The sequence below is a fragment of the Paraburkholderia kirstenboschensis genome (genome assembly GCF_904848585.1).
In the GTDB taxonomy this organism is placed as follows: Bacteria; Pseudomonadota; Gammaproteobacteria; order Burkholderiales; family Burkholderiaceae; genus Paraburkholderia; species Paraburkholderia kirstenboschensis.
On the sequence record NZ_CAJHCR010000015.1, the window covers coordinates 42,203 to 60,156 of the forward strand.

Annotated in this window: 18 protein-coding genes; 8 read left to right on the plus strand and 10 right to left on the minus strand. The window is 61.3% G+C overall.

All coding sequences use genetic code 11. The annotated features are described in order from the left end of the window. Positions 1–58: 58 nt before the first annotated feature. From JMY24_RS28625 to JMY24_RS28640, 4 genes are all read right to left on the minus strand, one after another. A complete protein-coding gene (locus JMY24_RS28625; protein ID WP_128597008.1) occupies positions 59–1,273 on the minus strand; it encodes an alkene reductase in 1,215 nt (404 codons plus the stop codon). Between the two features lie 388 nt (positions 1,274–1,661). Then, positions 1,662–1,904 (minus strand): hypothetical protein, encoded by a 243-nt coding sequence (locus JMY24_RS28630; RefSeq protein ID WP_128597009.1) that lies wholly within the window; start codon positions 1,902–1,904, stop codon positions 1,662–1,664. 151 nt (positions 1,905–2,055) lie between these two features. Beyond that, the gene (locus tag JMY24_RS28635; protein ID WP_201703346.1) at positions 2,056–2,694 is read right to left on the minus strand and encodes an SDR family oxidoreductase; all 639 of its coding nucleotides are present in this window, start codon (positions 2,692–2,694) and stop codon (positions 2,056–2,058) included. A 34-nt stretch (positions 2,695–2,728) separates the two neighbouring features. Continuing rightward, entirely contained in the window at positions 2,729–3,259 is a 531-nt protein-coding gene (locus tag JMY24_RS28640; protein WP_128591706.1) for a DUF1269 domain-containing protein, read from the minus strand. 432 nt (positions 3,260–3,691) lie between these two features. On the opposite strand from JMY24_RS28640, the gene JMY24_RS28645 reads away from it, so the two are divergent. Beyond that, a complete protein-coding gene (locus JMY24_RS28645; protein WP_201703348.1) occupies positions 3,692–4,345 on the plus strand; it encodes a BON domain-containing protein in 654 nt (217 codons plus the stop codon). Positions 4,346–4,426: 81 nt separating this feature from the next. Here the strand turns inward: JMY24_RS28645 and JMY24_RS28650 are convergent, their stop codons facing one another. Further along, the gene (locus JMY24_RS28650) at positions 4,427–5,203 is read right to left on the minus strand and encodes an AraC family transcriptional regulator (protein WP_236597559.1); all 777 of its coding nucleotides are present in this window, start codon (positions 5,201–5,203) and stop codon (positions 4,427–4,429) included. Positions 5,204–5,418: 215 nt separating this feature from the next. On the opposite strand from JMY24_RS28650, the gene JMY24_RS39665 reads away from it, so the two are divergent. After that, positions 5,419–5,562, plus strand: a complete 144-nt coding sequence (locus JMY24_RS39665) for an IS66 family transposase (protein WP_128597013.1) — start codon at positions 5,419–5,421, stop codon at positions 5,560–5,562. 234 nt (positions 5,563–5,796) lie between these two features. Here JMY24_RS39665 and JMY24_RS28655 read toward each other — a convergent pair whose 3' ends face one another. Next, positions 5,797–6,231 carry a PRC-barrel domain-containing protein gene (locus tag JMY24_RS28655; RefSeq protein ID WP_128597014.1) on the minus strand — a complete coding sequence of 145 codons (435 nt, stop codon included), beginning with the start codon at positions 6,229–6,231 and terminating at the stop codon, positions 5,797–5,799. 295 nt (positions 6,232–6,526) lie between these two features. Between JMY24_RS28655 and JMY24_RS28660 the strand changes: the two genes are divergently transcribed. From JMY24_RS28660 to JMY24_RS28670, 3 genes are all read left to right on the plus strand, one after another. After that, positions 6,527–7,102: an HdeD family acid-resistance protein gene (locus JMY24_RS28660; RefSeq protein WP_128587825.1), complete on the plus strand. Its 576-nt coding sequence runs from the start codon at positions 6,527–6,529 to the stop codon at positions 7,100–7,102. Between the two features lie 140 nt (positions 7,103–7,242). Continuing rightward, entirely contained in the window at positions 7,243–7,878 is a 636-nt protein-coding gene (locus JMY24_RS28665; RefSeq protein ID WP_128597017.1) for an Hsp20/alpha crystallin family protein, read from the plus strand. Between the two features lie 350 nt (positions 7,879–8,228). Next, positions 8,229–11,066, plus strand: a complete 2,838-nt coding sequence (locus JMY24_RS28670; RefSeq protein ID WP_201703350.1) for an ATP-dependent Clp protease ATP-binding subunit — start codon at positions 8,229–8,231, stop codon at positions 11,064–11,066. A 54-nt stretch (positions 11,067–11,120) separates the two neighbouring features. On the opposite strand, the gene JMY24_RS28675 is transcribed toward JMY24_RS28670, so the two are convergent. Together JMY24_RS28675 and JMY24_RS28680 are read right to left on the minus strand one after the other, a co-directional pair. Beyond that, the gene (locus JMY24_RS28675; RefSeq protein WP_128587830.1) at positions 11,121–11,393 is read right to left on the minus strand and encodes a UBP-type zinc finger domain-containing protein; all 273 of its coding nucleotides are present in this window, start codon (positions 11,391–11,393) and stop codon (positions 11,121–11,123) included. Positions 11,394–11,450: 57 nt separating this feature from the next. After that, entirely contained in the window at positions 11,451–12,692 is a 1,242-nt protein-coding gene (locus JMY24_RS28680) for an NAD(P)/FAD-dependent oxidoreductase (protein ID WP_201703352.1), read from the minus strand. Positions 12,693–13,264: 572 nt separating this feature from the next. On the opposite strand from JMY24_RS28680, the gene JMY24_RS28685 reads away from it, so the two are divergent. Next, positions 13,265–13,831, plus strand: coding sequence for a phosphate-starvation-inducible PsiE family protein (locus JMY24_RS28685; RefSeq protein WP_128597020.1), 567 nt, complete (start codon positions 13,265–13,267; stop codon positions 13,829–13,831). A gap of 10 nt (positions 13,832–13,841) precedes the next feature. Here the strand turns inward: JMY24_RS28685 and JMY24_RS28690 are convergent, their stop codons facing one another. Both JMY24_RS28690 and JMY24_RS28695 read right to left on the minus strand, forming a co-directional pair. After that, positions 13,842–14,045 (minus strand): hypothetical protein, encoded by a 204-nt coding sequence (locus JMY24_RS28690; RefSeq protein WP_128597021.1) that lies wholly within the window; start codon positions 14,043–14,045, stop codon positions 13,842–13,844. A gap of 24 nt (positions 14,046–14,069) precedes the next feature. Next, a complete protein-coding gene (locus JMY24_RS28695) occupies positions 14,070–14,882 on the minus strand; it encodes a DNA-binding transcriptional regulator (RefSeq protein WP_128597022.1) in 813 nt (270 codons plus the stop codon). A gap of 251 nt (positions 14,883–15,133) precedes the next feature. On the opposite strand from JMY24_RS28695, the gene JMY24_RS28700 reads away from it, so the two are divergent. Both JMY24_RS28700 and JMY24_RS28705 read left to right on the plus strand, forming a co-directional pair. After that, positions 15,134–17,002 carry a bifunctional 3-(3-hydroxy-phenyl)propionate/3-hydroxycinnamic acid hydroxylase gene (locus JMY24_RS28700; protein ID WP_128597023.1) on the plus strand — a complete coding sequence of 623 codons (1,869 nt, stop codon included), beginning with the start codon at positions 15,134–15,136 and terminating at the stop codon, positions 17,000–17,002. Between the two features lies 1 nt (position 17,003). Next, positions 17,004–17,954 (plus strand): 3-carboxyethylcatechol 2,3-dioxygenase, encoded by a 951-nt coding sequence (locus tag JMY24_RS28705; RefSeq protein ID WP_201703353.1) that lies wholly within the window; start codon positions 17,004–17,006, stop codon positions 17,952–17,954.

A 17,954-nucleotide genomic window follows, 5' to 3' on the forward strand; every position in this document is an offset into this window, starting at 1 on the left:
CTCCGCGGCCATCGCAAATCGTCGCGTGAGGCCGGCGAACTCGCCGGTCAACGACAGTCTATCTCCAGCGCCCGTCGATGACGGACCGTGGGGCCTCCCCGCGCTCCTGCGCGAGCGACGGATAGTCGGTATACCCGCGCTCGCCGCCTCCGTAGAACGTGGACGGATCCGGCGAATTGAGCGGAGCGTGCGAGCGGAGGCGTTCCGGCAGGTCGGGATTGGCGATGAACGGGCGTCCGAACGCGATCAGGTCCGCTTTGCCATCCTCGAGCCATCTCTCCGCAGTGTTGGCGTCGAACCCGCCCGCGACCATTAGCACACCGCGATAGGTGCGACGTATCATCTCGCTCATGCGTTTCGCACGCTCCGTGAAAGCGACATCCTCACCGGTCGCCGCCAGCGCGGGATTGACCATGTGCAAATAAGCGAGCCCGTATCGATTGAGCTTCTCGATAACATAAGAGAAGGTTGCCTCGGGATCGTCGTCATGCATGTCGTTGAAGGTCGCGAGAGGAGAGAGCCGTACGCCGACCTTTTCCGGCCCCCACACTTCGCAAACCGTCTCGATCACCTCGAACAGCAGTTTGGCCCGGCGCTCGCTCGACCCGCCGTATTCGTCCGTGCGGCGGTTCGTGCCGGACAACAGGAACTGGTCGAGCAGATACCCGTTCGCTGCGTGCACTTCGACGCCGTCCATACCAGCAGCCTTTGCGTTGCGCGCACCCCTGAAATACTGGCGCACGAGATACGGCATCTCTTCGATCTGCAGCGCGCGAGGCGTGACGCAAGGCGCGACGACACCTTCGCCGCGCTCGTTCTCGATGAACGCCTCCGCTTTCGGCTGGAGCGCAGACGGCGCAACCGGCAGCATTTCATCGGGTTGCAACGAGGGGTGCGATATGCGTCCGACGTGCCAGAGCTGCATGAACATCAACCCGCCCGCCTCGTGCACGGCGTTCACCACGAGCCGCCAGCCTTCGACCTGCTCGCGACTATGAATCCCAGGTGTCCATGCATAGCCCTGCCCTTGCATCGACACCTGCGTCGCCTCGCTGATGATGAGCGCGGCCGATGCACGCTGCGCGTAATAACAGGCGTTGAGCTGAGTCGGTATGTTGCCTGGCCGGCTCGCGCGCGAACGCGTCAGCGGCGCCATCACGCCACGATGACGCAAGTTGTACGGTCCCACCTTGATGGGTTCGAAGAGCTTGCGCAGCGGGATTTGCTCCTCGTGCTGCCCAGCTTCGGCGGGTAGGGTTTCCGTATCCGACATAAATTCGCTCCTTGCGTTTTTGACTCGGCCCGAAAAGTACTGCCATAGACGCTCCGAGGCGTCGGCGTCAGATCACATCGACATGATTCCGCTCTCAGCCACTCTAGCCGTGGTCCGCGCGCGCTTCTTTCCGGTTTCTGCCCAGATGTTTCGCGATCCTGCCGCCATGCGGTCTATCACCGTTACAAGGCCGTGCATTGATCGCCGGTGTTTGAACTTCGGGTAAGCGTCCCGGCGCAGCGGCTTGCGCATGCATGGGGAGCAGTGTCGGCTTCATGCAGTCCGGGTCACTCTCTGAACTCATCGCCCAACCATACAAGCCGTTGTGTGCCCGACCTCGTTCAACCGAACCGGTTACGCGATGCTGCGGCGTCGCGGCATAGCGGCGTCAATCCGGCAGAACGAACTCGGTGCGCATGTCTTCGATGATGCGCCGGACCTCGTGGGCAAAGTCGGTGCCTTGCTCGTTGAGCGGCACCATATTCCAGTTCCTGCCGGTGGCATCGGGCGGGTGCCGTTCGGGCAGCGGTATGCGCACGCGCAGTTCTTCCGGCATGTCCGCGCTTATTTTTGCTACGCGACTTTGCGTTTCATCACGAATCTGCTCGGCGGAGAAAACGGTCTTCGGCATGGGAGTTCTCCATCGCGGCGGGCCGCATGGCTGTGTTCTCGAGCGCGGACGGCCGACCCTTCAAGTCTGGCTCGTATTGGCGGAACGATCTGGATGAGAGGCGCGCGACAGCTCTGCATTGACGAGAACCTCTCCGGTGCGGCGCACAACGTCAACGGAGCGCGGCCAACGCGTCGCTGATCGGTTTGCCGCCGCCGGCAAATCCGACGATCTTGTTGACAAGGCCGACCTTCAGCGCTTCGAGCACGACATCGGCAACATCTTCGCGCGCAACGGGGGCACGAGCGGACTGCGCGTCGGTCACGATCTCAATCGTCCCGGTACCCGGCTCCATGGTCAGTGTGCCGGGACGCAGCACAAGATAGTCGAGTCCACTGCCGATCAGGTAATCGTCCGATGCGCGCTTCATCTGGGCGTAATGCCGAAGCGCATCTGGGGCGCGTTCAGGGTCGTATGCCAGCAACGCGCTGACGACGATGAAGCGGTTCGCGCCATATTGCTTCGCACAATCCACCGCCTTGATGATCGCGTCCCGGTCGATCTGACGCTCCTGCTCGGCGCCCTCGCTTTCAGCGGATCCAGCGGCAAAGATAACCGTATGAACCCCCTCGAGCGCCGCGCAGAAATCTTGCGTCAAGTCGACCATCACGGGGCTCGCACCGAGGCCTTCGAAGTGGGCCCTCTGCGCTTCGTTACGCAGCAATGCACGAAACGGAATGCCCGCACGATGCAATTTGTCTGCGACTAACCGGCCGGTGCGGCCGGTGGCGCCAATTAACGCAATGCTCATCGTGTCTCTCCAAGAAGAAGTGGCCGCGGGATGCTCATGCTGTCGTGCCACTGCTGTTCAGACTCTCCAGCGCCTTTTTCAGGCGTTCCTCCTGCTCGTTGGTGAGAGATGTCTTTAATACTTTTCCGCCGAAAGGCTTCAGCTCAGGCAGGACCTTGTCGAAATTCACGCGACGCACGAGGATGAAGAGTGCCGACGAACCCGGCTCGATGTTCTGGCCCGTCGAACGCATGAAATCGTCATCGATTCCATAGTCCGAGAGCGCGCCCGACAGCGCGCCCGTACTAGCTCCGATGGCCATGCCTGTTGCCAGTCCGACGAGCGGATTGAGCAACATGACCCCAACCAGCGCACCAAACAGACCACCCCAAGCCGCGCCACTGAGCGCACCGATCTTGACGAGATCGACGGCTTGCTTGAGGTGTACCTTGCCGTCCGCGCTGCGGACCAGGATACAGGCATCCTCAAGGTCGATCAGGTGCTCCTTTTGCATCTGCTGAAGTTTGGTCAACACCTGGTCGGCTGTCTCTTCGCCTTTAAAGCTTACAACGACTAGATCGCTCATCGATTTGCTCCTCTTCTATGGAATTAAGCCCAGACGTTCCGTGGCAAGACGGTTGAATTCATGCTCAGCGCCGCGCGCAAGCCGTCGACCCGCGCCTCGAAACAGCGGCGGTGCCACCCAACCTTGCATGTCCCGCCCGGCGCGCACCCTGGAATGTTGACGAGGTCATTGACGCGGTGACGATGACTTCAAGACTAGGTTCTTGACGGTTGCAGTTCTTCCTCATTCCTGCGAAGACGTGTCGGATCTCTGCGCTCTGCTGCGCGGCTTTCAGATGTGAACCTACGGTGGCATTCCGCAAAACTGCGCAGGCGTACGGAAGAAAATCGGCCCGGCGCGTCGTACCGTTGCCCTATCGTGGACCGATGCGTGTGGCCCTGGGCGTGGCCCGCGTGCGCGGGTTAGTCCATCAATAAACCGACGAGGAGCGCGATGAGAACCGACGAAGACCTCAAACAAGACGTGGAGTACGAACTGAAGTGGGATCCGGACATCGATCCATCGGATATCGGGGTTGCGGTCAAGGACGGTGCGGTAACATTGTCCGGTTTCGCGCGTAGCTTTCGGCAAAGGCGCAAGGCCGAAGAGGACGCGACGCGTGTGCGCGGCGTGCGGGGGGTCGCAAACGATGTGGAGGTGCGGTTGCCTCTGATCAACAAGCCGCCCGATCCGGAGATCGTGCGCGAGATCATTGCCCTACTGAAGGCGGAATTGCCTGATGCGGCGGACACCATCAAGGCGGTTGTCAGGCACGGACATGTGACGCTGAAAGGCGAAGTCGAATGGGACTACCAGCGCCGCCGCGCGGCCGACACGGCGCTGCGGGCGAGCGGCGTAACCGGCCTGACGAACGAGATCGAGATCAAGCCGAAGGTCGAGCCCGAAGACCTCAAGCGCAAGATCGAGGACGCGTTCAAGCGCAACGCGGAAGTCGACGCACAGCACATCACGGTGGAGGCCGAAGGCAATAAGGTCGTCCTGCGCGGCACGGTCCGCTCGTGGGCCGAGCGTGAGGAAGCCGAGCGGGTCGCATGGCTTGCCCCCGGTGTGATGCGGGTCGACAACTGGATCACCATCGATTCCTGACAGGAAGACTCGTGTCGCTCTGTTCAATCGCGAGCGCGGAAGTGCCGCGGTTTTTGCTTGCTCGCAACTTCGCTAAATGAATCAGTTGCCGCCGTTCCGGTGGGAAAGCCGGAATGCGCGCGGCGTCACGCCGGTATATCTATGAAACACGTCGGTGAAATGCTGCTGGGTCTGAAACCCCGCGCGCGCGCCAACGTCAACCAGCGGAATGGTCTCCTCGCACAACATCGTCCTGGCAAATTTCACTCGTTCGAGTGTCACGTACAGATGAGGCGGGTTACCTGTCGCCGTTTTGAAAACGCGCGCAAACTTTGAAGCACTCATGTGCACCAGAACTGCGAGTTGCTCGACCAGAATGGTTTCGGCGATGTTGTCATGAACGAAGGCTTGAATGCGAGCCAGCATTTGACGCGTAATAGGCATGCCCGGCTCAACCGCGCCAGCACAGTGCCCGTAGCGCAGAGCGATGTGCACCGAAATGACATCGGCAAAAGCGTCGGCGCAGGCAGCGTCGATAAGATCCGCATGATCCAAAGCACCCAATGTATCCGCGGCCTCGCGCAGGAACGGATCCCAAGACCTGGACCATTTCGGCACGGCGCCAAACGCCTCTCGCGAGACTTGCCCAAGTACGCTCGGTTTGAGTGCAATAACCCATCCCTCGGGATCGTTGTCAGCGCTCGTGGCCAACTGCGCCGCCCCAGGAATAACTGCGACGAACGGCGCACTTATCAGGACGGAGTGACTCGTTCCGAGGTCGTCACAGCCCGCAGCCTGCACAACAGTACTACCCGTCGGTATAACGAGCCGACATCCCTGCACCCAATTCAGCCCGCCATTGGTGAAAATGACGCTCATTGGTTGGCAGCGTAATTCGTGATCCGGGGTCGATCTTATTGCTTGCGTCATGATAAGCAAAAGTCTCCTTGCCTCGTCGCATATCTAAGCTTACGCCGAATTCGAGGCTTCTTAAGGCGGATTCGTAATATGGGCAGAGGCAACCGGACCTCGTTGATGGAGTTGCTGCCTTATTGCTGGGCAACCCGGATGACGCTTGACACGCGATACCCCGGATGCAAGCAATTCATCGTCCTGAAGGCATTCTGCAAGCTGACGCTTACGCCGGGTATTGCGCAGCGTTCGAAGGCGGTCCGGCTCGCGAAGCGGTATGTCTTGCTCACTGCATCCCCGTCCGCGATCTGGAAACATCAATTTGACCTGGATGAGTACGGCGACCGCGCTCGAATGGAGCCTATCGATCATTGCGATCCCGACTACATATAGAGGCTCAGAGCGACATCGCTCTATGGACTGACCGATGACGGTCTGAAAGGTAGGGCACGCGGCTTGCACAACGAGTAGTCAGCCCGCAGCGCATTCATCGACGTACTGCCGACGCAACGGATGTGCCGCGCGCCAATGTACCGATGCCGGACGATGCAAGACATAGGTCAGTGATGCTCGCTATAGTCGGACCTTGCCTTAGGTGTCGCGCGTACCTTTGCGTATTGAAACTCGGGCAGCGCCTTGATCGCACTTTTCGTCGCACCGGCAAGCACCAGTTTGCCATTGTTGAAATCAAGCTGCTCGATCGGAATGGCCACGTCGTGATGCGACACCCCCAAAAACTGGTTTGCGGCGACGATTGCAAACGATACCGACCGGTCCGGTGCCACGATAATGTCATGAATGACGCCGACGCGCTCACCCTTCTCGTTGAAGACCGGCTTGTCCATGATCGACTTTCTCACGCTCCAGCCTGCCACGATCGCAGTCGACTCTTCCACGCTGATACCAAGCGGCTGGGCGCCGGCCACCTGCGCGTGCGCGCTTAGAGGGAGTCCGAGCGACGACGCGACCAGCCATACAAGCAGATTCGTTTTCATGACGTTCCTTAGTTTTCGTGTTGACGGTGCGACGCCGGGCCGGCAATGAAGACGCCAATGGCCAGACCGTGCGCTGCATCAGTTCATGTTAGAACTCCTCACGGCGAGCCGCTACAAAAATACTGTGATGGATCGGGTCATCCTGGTGCATCCGGGCTGCCAGTATGGATACCGTTCAGCACGCGTCCTGAATGAACGCAGAATTGCGAAACGCCTCGCAGAATCGCGAAAGAATCGCGGATGCATGGAGCCTAGACTTAAGTTCATTACCTGACGGTACAGCTTGGAGTTCCTCATGGATGAACTACTTGGGCGCGCTTGGTGGATGCTCATTCTGCGTGGCACGGTAGCGCTGCTGTTCGGCATTCTGGCGCTGTTCTGGCCAGGTCTCACTCTGCTATTGCTTGTCACCCTCTTTAGCGCCTACGCAATCGCCGGCGGCATTGTCGCGATTGTTGCGGCCATCCGCTACCGCACGACGCACGCCAGCTGGTGGGTGCCCTTGTTGCTGGGCATCTGCAGCATCGGCGCTGGGGTGATTGCCGCGTTAGTGCCGGGAATTACCACACTCGTGCTGATCGCCGTCATCGGCGCAAACGCGATTATCACCGGCGTATTCGATCTGATCGCGGCAACGCGGCTGCACAAGCGTCTGCGCAATGCGTGGATGCTGGTGCTAACCGGAGTGCTCTCCGTGCTGTTTGGCATCCTCGTGCTGCTCTTCCCGGGCGCCGGCGCACTAGCGCTTGTCTGGCTGATCGGCGTGTATGCGTTGTTCACGGGCGCGCTGCTGTTCGTACTCGGCATCACTGCGCGTGCCTGGCACCATGACGGCCTGACCCGCGAGCCACACGCGCCATTGCATCCGTAAGCGCGCCGCTCACGGAAATCGTGGTTCACAAGGTCAAGCCCGCGGCCAACCTTGCATCCGGAGGTCGAATGGACCGCCCGTCTTCGCCAGTGGTCCAGCCTCAGGTCTGGCACTGGCGTACCTCACGTAGGGAGAATCACATGCATCTCGATCTCGACAAATGGAACCCGTTCCGGTTTCTACGCTCGCACCCTGCGCAACAAAGCGCCTCGGGCAGCGCCGGTGCGCCGCACACCAGTGAGCAAAGCGCGCGGCCAAATGCGCAACAGACTGGCGGCACGCAAACGGGTAACGGGGCACCGGCGGCAGCCGCTGCTGCGCAGGTAGCGCTTGCGCCTGCCAGCTGGCCGCTGCCCGATCCGATTCATCTTTTGGCCGAATTGATACGCGATCCGTTCGGCGGCCGTGGGCCGCTCGGAAGCTGGTTCGGCGACTTCAGCGCCAGCGAGTTTCAACCGCGGATCGACGTCACCGACGAAGGCGACGCACTGCGTGTTGTCGCCGAATTGCCCGGCATGACCCGCGACGACGTCGAACTCGAAGTGGTTGAAGACATGCTGATCATCAGCGGCGAAAAGCGCTTGGAATCGACGAGCGAAGAACAGGGATGTTATCGGGTCGAACGGTCGTTCGGACACTTTCAGCGCGCGGTCCCGCTGCCCGCGGGCGTCGATCTCGATCGGGCAGAGGCCAGATTTGAAAACGGCGTGCTGACGCTGCGCGTCCCCAAAGCGGCCGGAGAACCGGAAGCGAAGCGGCGCATTGAGATCAAATGAAATTCCGCGCGGCGCCATGGCGCTAGTTCGGACCCCGTAACAAATGGATGAGGCGAACAGCAGATTTTCGAATTCTGGCAACCGGACGGAACGCTCGAGATCGAAGCCGTGCTGCCCGACCGCGACGAGGAACGTGAAGAGGCAGCGACCGAGCATGAAGTGCAGTTACTCCTGGGCAAGCGGCTGAGCCGGTTGCCCCAACGCGCGGCGGCACGCGGTGCTAGCGCAAATGGACTAAGTGCCGCAGCGAAAAGTCGCGGTACGCGTCGCCACGGAGCGGAACAGATATTTCCCACCCACCCCTTACCCGCCCAAGAAGCGATGCGCTCACGGACGAACAGGAGATCATCATGGCCGAGTGCAGTGTTTGCGGAAAGCCCGCGACCTCGCAGATCACGATCACCGAAAACGGTCAACGCCGTCAGCTGATGCTGTGCGATGAGCACTACATGGAGTTTATGGCGCGCAATCAGCGCCGCCTGTCGCCGCTCGAGTCCCTCTTTCACGGCGGACTTTTCGACAGTCTGTTTGACGACATGTGGCCACAGATGGAAGACGGCCGCGGTAGCCGGTCACGCGTCAGACGCGCGCCGGGACAATCCGGCGGCGCGGATCAGGACACAGGTACCGGCAGCAGCGGGCAAACCGGCGATTCAACGGGCGCACAGCCAGGCGGCCGCACGCGCCGGCATCGCCGGGCGCGTGAAGCGGTCGACTTGCAGACGTACCTGAGCGAGGGCGGTCTGGACCGCCTGCAAGCCGCGGCGCAAGCAGCCGCCGAATACGGCAAGAACGAAGTCGATACGGAACATCTGTTGCTGGCGCTCGCCGATAACAATGTCGTGCAGGAAATCCTGCGCGAATTCAAGCTCGATCCCGAAGAGATCAAGAAGACCATCGACCAGACCGCGCCTCGCGGCACCCGCAAGGAGCCGAGCGACAACGAGCAGTTCGGTGTGTCGCCACGTGCCAAAAGTGCGCTGGAAAATGCGTTGAAGGCGTCGCTGGAACTGGGTCACAGCTACGTCGGACCGGAACACATTCTGATTGGGCTCGTCGAGGAAGAAGACGGCTTTGCAGGTGAATTGCTGCGCAAGCTCGGGCTGTCGTCGCCATCGCTGCGGCAAAAAGCAGTCAAGGTGGTCGGCAAGGGTGCCGAAGACGGCAAGATGGAAGGCCGCTCCACCACGCCCACGCTCGACAAGTACGCGCGCGATCTCAGCGCGCTTGCGCGTCAAGGCAAGCTGGATCCGGTGATCGGCCGTGACAAGGAAATCGAAACCACCATTGAAGTGCTCGCGCGGCGGCGCAAGAACAATCCGGTGCTGATCGGCGAACCGGGTGTGGGCAAGACCGCCATCGTCGAAGGACTCGCACAACGCATTGCTCAAGATCAGGTACCGGAAGTGCTGCGCGGCAAGCGCGTGGTCGAACTGAATATCAATAGCGTCGTGGCAGGCGCGAAGTATCGTGGCGAGTTCGAGGAACGCGTGAAGCAGGTGCTGGACGAGATCATCGAGAACCAGGACCGTCTGGTTGTGTTTATCGACGAACTGCATACCATTGTCGGCGCCGGCCAGGGCGGCGGCGAAGGCGGTCTGGATATCGGCAATGTCTTCAAGCCCGCGCTCGCTCGCGGTGAACTGCACCTCGTGGGCGCGACCACGTTGAACGAATACCAGAAGTACATCGAGAAGGACTCGGCATTGGAGCGGCGCTTTCAGCCAGTCATGGTGCCTGAGCCGAGCGTCGAGGAAACGATCGAGATTCTGCGTGGCCTGCGCGACCGGCTCGAAGCGCATCACAAGGTGAAAATCACCGAAGAGGCGGTCGTTGCCGCGGCAAAGCTCTCGGACCGCTATATCGCCGCACGCTTTTTGCCGGACAAGGCAATCGATTTGCTGGATCAGGCCGCTGCACGCGTGCGCATTTCGTCGAATTCGCGTCCGCAGCCATTGCACGATGTCGAGGCGAGCATCCGCCGCATCAAACAGGAACAGGACGCGGCTAGCGCTGCGAAGAAATTCGATAAAGCCAAGGAACTGGAAGAACAGCTCGTCGCCGAACAGAAGCGCCTGCATGAAGCCACAGAAACGTGGAAGAAGGAGCGCGGCACCAGTTCTCAGGAAGTGACGGCGGAGGACATTGCGCAGATCGTTTCGTCGCTCACGGGCGTACCGGTATCTGAACTCACGGCTGAGGACCGTCAAAAGTTGTTGCGACTGGAAGACCGCCTGAAGGAGCGCGTGGTCGGCCAGGATGAAGCCGTCTCCGCGGTCGCCAAAGCCGTGCGGCTTTCGCGCGCCGGTTTGACGGAAGCCGGCAAGCCGACTGCGAGCTTCCTCTTTCTTGGGCCTACAGGTGTGGGCAAGACCGAACTCGCGAAGGCGCTTGCCGCTTCGGTGTTCGGCGACGAGAACGCTCTGGTGCGCATCGACATGAGCGAGTATTCCGAGCGTCACACGGTGGCACGGCTGGTCGGCGCGCCGCCCGGATACGTCGGCTACGAGGAAGGCGGGCAACTCACCGAGCGCGTGCGGCGCAGGCCATATTGCGTGGTGCTGCTTGACGAGATCGAAAAGGCGAACTCGGAGGTGCACAACCTCCTGCTTCAACTGTTCGACGAAGGGCGGCTTACCGACGGCAAGGGACGTCTGGTCGATTTCACCAACACGATCATCATCGCGACCAGCAACGTCGGCTCACAACTGATCCAGGACAACATGAAGGCCGACTCGAAGCAGCTCGACTATCCTGAACTGCGCGACAGGTTGATGGAGATCCTGCGGCATCATTTCAAGCCGGAGTTTCTCAATCGCGTTGATGAGGTGGTTGTGTTTCATGCGCTCGGCAAGGAGCAGATTCGCAGCATCGTCGATCTGCAACTTGCGCGTGTACGGCGTACGGCGCTGGCCCAGGGCATCGATCTGTCGTTCGACGATGCGTTGCGCGATTACCTTGCGAAGATCGGCTATGACCCCGAGTTTGGCGCCCGGATGCTCAAACGCAAGATCCGGCTTGAAGTGGAATCGCAACTCGCCGATGCGATGCTGCGGGGCGACGTGCGCGACGGCGACAAGGTCACCATGACCTACGACTCGGGTACGCGTTCGGTGCGTGTGCAGAAAGGAGCAGCGCCTACGGAAGTGCCCAGCGAGGCGCCGAAGCAAGCACCGGCGCATGCGTGACACCGGCATGCTGAAGAACGCAACACCGGCCGCACGTGCGGCCCGGTGTTGCCGTCACGATTCAAGTTCACCTACGACGATCTCGTCGCGATAACACCAGATCCACGTTTCGCCGGGTTCGATTGAACGTACCAGCGGGTGGCCGGTCGCGTGAAAATGTTTGCTTGCATGCCGGTTGGGCGACGAATCGCAACAGCCGACGTGTCCGCATGAAAGACAAAGCCTCAAATGTACCCACGGCTGGCCGAGCTGCACGCAGTCCTCGCAATAGTCGATGGACGTGTGGAAAATGCGGGCCGCGCCTTGGTGCGTGCAACCAGGGGTCATGATCGTCCTCCTCGGACAAGTACGCGAGACGCGCGCGGATCAAGGCCGCGCGTCCGCTCAGGCGCTATTGAGATAGCGATTCACCAGCGCGACAGCCATTGCCCCCTCGCCGACAGCCGACGCCACGCGCTTGATCGACGCGTGACGTACGTCGCCTGCTGCGAATACGCCGGGCACACATGTTTCCAGGTGCAGCGGCGCGCGTTCCAGCGGCCAGTTCAAATTCGCCCGATATTCCTGCAGGTCGGGACCGGTCACGAGATAGCCGCCTTCATCGCGGACAATGCCGACCTCCTGCGCCCATTCGGTCTGCGGCACCCCGCCAATGCAGACGAATAGCCAATTCGTCCTTACCGTGCTTTGCCGGCCGGTGCGGACATCGGTCAACGTGATCTCCTCCAGCACGTTATTGCCTGCGAGCGCGGTAACTTCGGTGCACGTGCGCACTTCGATGTTCGGCGCCGACGTGATGCGATCCACCAGGTACTGGGACAACGTGTTCTTAAGCGATGTGGCCCGCACGAGCATATAGACGCGGTTGGCGGATTGCGAAAAATGCATGGCGGCCTGTCCCGCCGAATTGCCGCCGCCCACCACATATACGTCTTCGCCATGGATCAGCTCGGCCTCACTCGCACCGGCGCCGTAATAGAGACCCGCGCCGAGAAAGCGCTCTTCACCCGCCAGAGCCAGCGTGCGATATGCGACGCCGGTCGCGCAGATAGACGTGCGCGCCGTGATACGTGTGCCGTCTTCCAGATACACGATGCCACGTCCCGGCGGAAACTCCGCGTGCACGCCGGCGCGCGCCAGCAGGATTTCGGCGCCGAATTTGATGGCCTGAACGCGCGCCCGCTCGGCGAGCTCCGCGCCGCTTAGGCCCTGTGGAAAGCCCAGGTAGTTCTCGATTTTCGAGCTGCTGCCTGCCTGACCGCCCAGTGCCCAACGCTCCACCAGTACGGTATGCAATCCCTCCGATGCGCCGTACACCGCCGCGCTCAATCCCGCTGGGCCCGCGCCGTAAATCGCGAGATCGTAGGCCTCGCGGGATGGACTTGCAAACCAGCCGAGCTTCTCGGTGATTTGCCGGATGGTGGGACATTCGAGCCGCGTGCCGTCGTGGAAGACGCAAACCGGCAAGCGCGAATCGGAAAGATGCTGAACGTGTGCCAGTTCCTCCGCTTCTTTATCGCTGCGCAGTTCGATCCATTCGAACGGAATGTCGCTCCGATGCAGGAAGTCGCGTATCGCGTAGCCATTTGCGCTGCGCATGGGTCCGTAGATTCTGACCATGGACATGCTATCCGCCTTTGAGGACGTTCATGAGCTTCTTTCGTTTCACCCGGCTCACCAGCAGGCGGCCGCGTTGGGATGAATGCGGTTCGCCATATTCGGCCATCGTAAGCACATGGTGTGTGGGCGTCTTTCGCGATACTCCCGGGTTTTGTCCGCTTTCCGCCAATCGTTCCATTACATCGGGTCCTCAGCTTCGCCCTGCCATGCGGTTCTGCAGCTCGTCGCGAATCTGCCTGGCGGTTCGGACGGTCTTCGGTATCGGTGTGCCATCCCTCGGTCGCACGTCCGGAGCGTGACTGAATGGCGCATACGTTTTTCTTGCGTGCGCATGCGCCGACTATGCTTCAAGCCTAGTCGTTAATGCGGGTATGCTTGGACAGTCCGCGCAGTTCAGCGGACAGATCACGCGAGGGCGAGACGCAAGGCTGCCCATCGGAAAAATGCGCAGAAAGCCGAAAGACACCGGTGTGCAAAGGGCCGACCCTTTTCAAGTCAACCGGCACCCGATCTCAGACGGTTGTCCGGAGCCTGCGGTGCGTTCGCGGTCCAACGACGGCCGCTCCGGAGCCAGGATCATGGAAAGAAAGAAAAGCAGGCTGCGTAAGGATCTCGATGCGCTGCGCGTAGAGTGGGATCTGCTCACGTTTTATGAACGGTTCGAGCAGCTTGTCGCGCATGTTCTGAGCGTGGTGATTTCTATCATCATCCTCGTGTCGCTCTGGCAGTTGATTCGCGCGGTGATTTCCTTGCTGGTTTCGAACGCGCTGAACCCGCTGGATCACGCGGTGTATCAGACCGTTTTCGGCATGGTCATGACGCTGTTGATCGCTATGGAGTTCAAACATTCGATTACGCGCGTGATGGCAAGGCGCGATCACATCGTGCAGGTCAAAACGGTGCTTCTGGTTGCGCTGCTGGCTATCGCGCGCAAGTTCATCATTCTCGATCCCGCCGGTGCGCCCGCCCAGATCGCGGCGCTTGCGTTTGCGCTGGTCGCGCTGGGGAGCGTCTACTGGCTGATGCGGCAGCGTGATGATCCGGTCGACGCAACGGCCGCCGCGCAAGCGGAGCGCGATCGTGTAGCGCACGCGCAGCGACGGCAAGGGGTACGGTCCGCCGAAGGCGAGCAGGGCGACAATTGACCCCCGCTAATCAGGCAAGATCGAGAATGCCTCCAATCTTGTCCTCATGCTTCCGGACCGTTACTGATGTCAGGGCGAGCGCAAAGATCCAGCGATTCATCGGCAGCGATTCTTCCAATTGTCCGCACGCGCGTGATTGGCGCACATCGAAAGCGGATCGGCCAGGGCGAGCACAAGAATCGGCAGGTTGCACGATTGGCGTTGCATCAACCATGGCGTCGCCGATAACGTGAACCCATCAGTCTTCTTTCGCACGGTCCGGTGCAGACTCTGATTCCAGCGCCGTTACCATTTCGCGTGCCGCAGTTTGAAGTTCTGGTACGTAGCGCCGTTTCGCCTCCGCGAGCGTGACCGCCCGTGAAAGGAACACGACATTAAGGCTCGCTAGTACACGTTCCCGCGATACGATTGCAACGGCAACCGCACCGATCTTGCTTTGCGCAGTCCAGTCGCCATGATTGGAACCGAAGCCGTCCGCGCGCACGCGTTTGATCAGGCTTTTGATCAGCGTGTCATTGGAGGCGAGCGCTTTCTGTTCCTCACCGCCCACGCCCGAGCGCAGCAATTCGAGTATGTCCTCGCGCTCGCCGTCAGGACATGTCGCGAAGTACGCGCGGCCTGCAGCGGTAAGCAGAATCGGTAGGCGGCGGCCGACCATGGAACGGTGAAACGACAGCGGACTGAAACGATGCGTCGTCTCACGGATGATCATCGCATCGCCGTCCGGCGTGGTCAGATCCGAAGGCCACGCAACGCGCTGCAACAACTGTCCCATGATGGGCGGCGCGATCATTGCAATCCGTTCGTTATCCGTAAAGCCTTCGCTCAACGAACGAACCTGCAACGTCAGTCTAAAACTGTCGTCCGACGCGCTGCGCCGCACGAAGCCCTCGTCCATCAACGTTTCCAGCAACCGGCGCACGGTGGTGCGATGCAGGCCCGTCAAGTCGCTGATCTGCTGACTGGTAGCGCGGCCGCTCTCCATCGCATTGAGCGCCCGCAGCACTTGCAGGCCGCGGGCGAGGCCACGCACGCTCGTGTATTTGGTCACCGAAAAATCTCGTTAAATCAACAATGTGCATTCTATGCACATTTTCCACAAATTGTTGAGGCCGTACTCCACGAGCCATAGACTGCAAGCAAATCAACACAATTCAAGGAGACGCGAGATGCGGCATTGCCTGCGCGAATTATTCGCCATGGCGGTCCGCAATCGTCACACCACGCTCTCCCTGGATACCTCGAACAAGTCCGCTATCTGACGCGACGGCAACCTGTGCCGCTCGCAAGAAAGGAGACAGTATGCTCCCACCCAACAATCCCGCGACCGCGTGCGGCCGCAGCGAAACCGTGTCCACCGATGTGGCGATTATCGGTGCCGGCCCCGTCGGCCTGATGATCGCCAATTACCTCGGCTTACAGGGTGTGCGCGTGGTACTGCTCGAAAAACTCGAGCAGATCATCGACTACCCGCGCGCCATCGGCCTCGACGACGAAGCGTTGCGCGTGTTCCAGTCCGTCGGTCTGGCGGACGCCCTGTTGCCGCACACCACGCCAGAGCACTGGATGCGTTTCGTGACGCACACCGGCCACTGCTTTGCATCGATCGAACCGCGCACCGACGAGTTTGGCTGGTCGCGCCGCAATGCATTCATTCAGCCGCTCGCGGATCGCGTGTTGTACGAAGGGCTGCGCCGTTTCCCGCATGTCGACGTGCTGTTCGGAGCCAGTGTGAGCGGCTTCACCCAGGACGGGAGCGGCGTGACGATCGAAGCGGAAGACCAGCACGGCCGCCGCCGCACGGTGCGCGCGTCATACATGGTCGGCGCGGACGGCGGCAACAGCTTCGTGCGCCGCGTGCTCGACGTGCCGTTCGAGGGACGGACGAAACCGAATCAATGGATCGTGGTGGATGTGCGCAACGACCCAATCGGCTCTCCGCACGTCTACATGCATTGCGATCCGCAACGGCCATACGTGTCTGCGGCGTTGCCCCACGGCATTCGCCGCTTCGAATTCATGGTGATGCCAGGCGAAACCGAAGAGGAATTGTCGAAGCCGGAGAACATGGCCGCGCTGATCCGCAAGGTGGTGGCCGATCCGCAGAAAGTGGATTACATCCGCAAGCGCGTCTATACGCACAATGCGCGGCTCGCGAGCCGCTTCCGCGTGGAACGCGTGCTGCTCGCCGGCGACGCCGCGCACATCATGCCCGTCTGGCAAGGGCAGGGTTACAACAGCGGGATTCGCGACGCGAGCAATCTCGGCTGGAAGCTGGCAATGGTGGTCAAGCAACTCGCCAGCGACGTGTTGCTCGACACCTACACGGCGGAGCGCCGCGCGCACGCCCGGTCGATGATTCATCTGTCGGAAGTGGCCGGCGACATCTTCGCGCCGACGAGCCGCTTCGGGATCAAATTCCGCGACGCCTTCGTGCGGACCTTCAACGTGATCCCTGCCATGAAGCGCTACTTCGTGGAGATGCGTTTCAAGCCAATGCCGCGCTATGAAACGGGTGTCGTCCTGCTGGCGGAGCGCAAACGCAAGCATGGTGTGCTGGCTCGCGTGCTGGAGCGCTCCGGTCATTCCGCACCCGGCCGGCTGCTCGGCCTGATGAGCGAAAAGCGCGAATCTCTGCTCGGCCGTCTCGTGTATGGCCGTGACCCGCAGTGTCATTCGCCGGTTGGCCGCATGTTCATTCAGCCTCGCGTGCGGACCGTGGAGGGCAGCGTCGTACGTCTCGACGACGCGATCGGCAATCGTTTCGCGATCATCGGGTGGGGTTCGGATCCCACGTTCGGGTTGTCCTCTGTCGCGCGGGAAACGTGGCAGCGCCTCGGCGGTTGCTTCGTCATTGCAAAGCCCGACACGCAGCTCGCTTTTCACGACGACGTGCCCGAAGGCGTGATTGCTCTCGGCGACGTGCAAGGGCGACTGAAGGAATGGTTCGCGCGCGTGCCGGAGTCCGTCGTGTTGCTGCGGCCGGATCGTTTCGTTGCGGGCATGTGTACGCCGCAGCAGGTGTCGGCATCGATTGAGGAACTCGCGGTCAAGCTGAGCTTCAAGGGGGCAGGACAACCTGCCGCGGCGGTTGCGGCAAGTGAGCGGGTTGCCGTGTCCGACAGCGTTGCCGTCATCGCTGACATCGCCGCCGTCGCGGCTGGAGCCTGACATGCCGATCCTGCTCGAATGTCTGTCCCACACGCCGCTCAGCGGGTACTACGACCCGGCGCCGGAAGTTGTCGCTGAAGTCGAGCGGACTCATGCAGCGGCGCGTGCACGCATTGCCGCTTTCGATCCGCAACTGATCGTCGTGTTTGCACCGGACCATTACAACGGTTTCTTCTATGACGTGATGCCGCCGTTCTGCATCGGTGCGTCGGCGAGTGCGATCGGTGACTTCGGGAGTCTGGCCGGTCAGCTTGCGGTGCCCGCCGACACCGCGCTCGATCTCGCGCAAGCGGCGCTCGCCGCCGATGTCGACGTCGCCGTGTCGTACCGCATGCAGGTCGACCACGGTTGTGCGCAAGCGTTGGAGATTCTCACGGGCGCGCTGGACCGCTATCCGGTCGTGCCGGTGTTCATCAATTCAGTCGCAGCGCCGATGGCGTCGTGCCGCCGCGCGCGTTTGCTGGGCGACGCGCTGGGGCGGCTTCTCGCGCGCGCCGACCAGCGCGTGCTGGTGATCGGCTCCGGTGGCATCTCGCACGAACCACCTGTGCCCGAACTGGCGGGCGCGACGGACGAAGTCGCCGAGCGGCTGATCGCCGGCCGCAATCCGTCGGCGGAATCTCGTGCGGCGCGCGAGGCGCGCACCGTCGCGGCTGCGCGAGCATTCGTCACGGGCGACAGCCGCCTGCATCCGCTCAATCCCGAATGGGACCGCGCATTCCTGAAGCTGCTGCAAGAGGGCGAGCTGTCCGCGCTGGACGGCTTCACCGACGCCGCCATCACACGCGACGCCGGTAAGTCCGCGCACGAAGTGCGTACCTGGATCGCCGCATTCGGCGCGCTGCAGGCGTACGGGCCGTATCGCGCGACGCTTGATTATTACCGGCCGATCCCCGAGTGGATCGCGGGCTTTGGCGCGATGCACGCGCGGCCCATCGCCGAAACCGTTTGA